1 protein-coding gene and 1 pseudogene are annotated in these 2,400 nt (G+C 36.8%); both read right to left on the bottom strand.

What is annotated here, in order from left to right; genetic code table 11:
• Nucleotides 1-197: 197 nt before the first annotated feature.
• Nucleotides 198-2,117, bottom strand: coding sequence for a tetracycline resistance ribosomal protection protein Tet(M) (gene tet(M) / locus ACED88_RS10690; protein ID WP_002324549.1), 1,920 nt, complete (start codon nucleotides 2,115-2,117; stop codon nucleotides 198-200).
• Nucleotides 2,118-2,132: 15 nt separating this feature from the next.
• Nucleotides 2,133-2,186 (bottom strand): annotated as a pseudogene (locus tag ACED88_RS10685) (hypothetical protein); the annotation flags it as partial.
• Between the last annotated feature and the right edge of the window lie 214 nt (nucleotides 2,187-2,400).

Genomic DNA, 2,400 nt, shown 5'->3' with positions numbered 1-2,400 from the left:
ATATTTTTGCCGCGGGTGGGGCCGTTGTCTAGTTGGTGGGTGTGGGGTGCGTGTCTACTTTTGAATAAGCCTCAGTACCCACTCACAGTTTATAATAATTATCTTCTCCTTTACATTTAATTCAAATCTGTATTAAAGAATATTTCATCTCGTTTCGTTTAACAAGAAGCCACATTTATATAACAATATAAAATGTGCTAAGTTATTTTATTGAACATATATCGTACTTTATCTATCCGACTATTTGGACGACGGGGCTGACAAACAGATTCACCAGTAGTAACATAGTACCCTTTTAACTCTGTTAAACAAACGCTACGTCCATTTGTAAAGAAAGTTAAATCATTACGATATTCTTGAATACACCGAGCAGGAATTTCTCCACTAAGAATGACCTCATTATTTTTCAGTTGAGTGTCTACGATGTTCGCACAATATTTAGGAGCATCGTTATATGCTCGTGAAAGATATTCTTGTGGTGCATAAATTTTAAAACTAAGATATGGCTCTAACAATTCTGTTCCAGCTTTTTTTAAAACTTGTTCCAATACAATAGGAGCAAGCATCCGAAAATCTGCTGGGGTACTAACAGGGCTATAGTATAAGCCATACTTAAAACAGATTTTACAGTCCGTCACATTCCAACCATACAATCCTTGTTCACAGCCATATCGTATCCCTTCCATAACTGCATTTTGAAACGATTGATTTAAGTATCCAAGAGAAACCGAGCTCTCATACTGTACTCCGCTCCCTAATGGAAGCGGTGCTACAGAAAGACCAATGGAAGCCCAGAAGGGATTCGGTGGCACTTCGATGTGAATGGTATACTCTGCTTTTTTTAACGGTCTTTCCATATAAATGACTGTAGGCTTTTTTATTTTTACCTCCACATGATACTTTTCTTGCAATAGAGCACAAGTCACTTCCATTTGTACTTTCCCTAAGAAAGAAAGTATGATTTCATGTGTCGTAGAATCCACATAATATTGTAGAAGCGGGTCACTGTCGGAGATTTCTAAAAGTGCATCAAGTAACATTTCCCTTTGTTGAGGTTTGCTCGGTTCAACAGTTGTTTGCAGCAGAGGGAGCGGATTTTCAATTCTCTCTCTCTGTGGCAATAGCTTTGTATCTCCAAGAACACTATTTAGCTTCAAAAACTCATTTTGCAAAATAACAATTTCCCCGGAATAAGCCTTATCAATTTTACATAATTCACCATTTATTGAAGTATACATTTCTGTAATTTTTATTTTTTCCTTTTCCGATATTCTAACCGAATCCCGCAAATGCAGGATTCCGCCATAAAGGCGTACATATGCAAGACGTTGTCTTTCTTCCGAATATTCAATTTTGAAGACATTTCCGCAAAGTTCAGACTTCTTTCTGTATGTTGATGAATAAAATTTATTCGTTATCACTTCTATAAGCTGCTCAATCCCTATGTTGCTTTTTGCGCTTCCATGATAAACAGGGTACAAGGAGCAATTCTGAAATCTTCTGATTTCCTCTTGTTCGAGTTCTAATGCTTCTAATGATTTACCGGACATATATTTCTCTAAAAGGTCATCATTTCCTTCTATTACCACATCCCATTGCTCAGGTTCCGTACAGCTCATCACACACATATTAGGGTGCAGCTCTACTTTCTGTTTGATTATAATTTCCATAGAAAGTTTCTCTTTAATATCCTGATAAACCGTTGATAAATCAATTCCATTTTGGTCAATCTTATTGATAAAAAAGATTGTGGGAATCCCCATTTTCCTAAGTGCATGAAATAATATACGAGTTTGTGCTTGTACGCCATCTTTTGCAGAAATCAGTAGAATTGCCCCATCTAAAACTGATAATGAACGATATACTTCTGCTAAGAAATCCATATGTCCTGGCGTGTCTATGATGTTCACCTTCGTATTTTCCCACTGAAAAGAGGTTATTCCTGTCTGAATTGTAATTCCTCTCTGACGTTCTAAAAGCGTATTATCCGTCCTCGTTGTACCTTTGTCCACGCTTCCTAATTCTGTAATCGCTCCACTGTTATATAATAAGCTTTCTGTTAAGGTAGTTTTTCCTGCATCAACATGAGCTAAAACTCCAATATTAATAATTTTCATGTGATTTTCCTCCATTCAAAAGCCAAAAAGGCATAAAAAATCCCAGTGACAGATACTCTTATCACTGGGTACAAAAAACTAACCCCTCCTAAAAAGGGACATCTAATTATTTGTTCCCACTATCAAATTGACAGTTTATTTAAGAATACCTTGCCGCATATTTATTAACTCCTTTTATATACTTATATTAACATAAGCGCATAAGAGAGGCTTATTCAAAAGTAGACACGCACCCCACACCCACCAACTAGACAACGGCCCCACCCGCGGCAAAAATATGAGC

Source organism: Rothia sp. 11273D007AR (assembly GCF_053547255.1).
The sequence above is the reverse complement of the archived record's forward strand: the minus strand, read 5'-3'. Positions and strand labels throughout refer to the sequence as shown.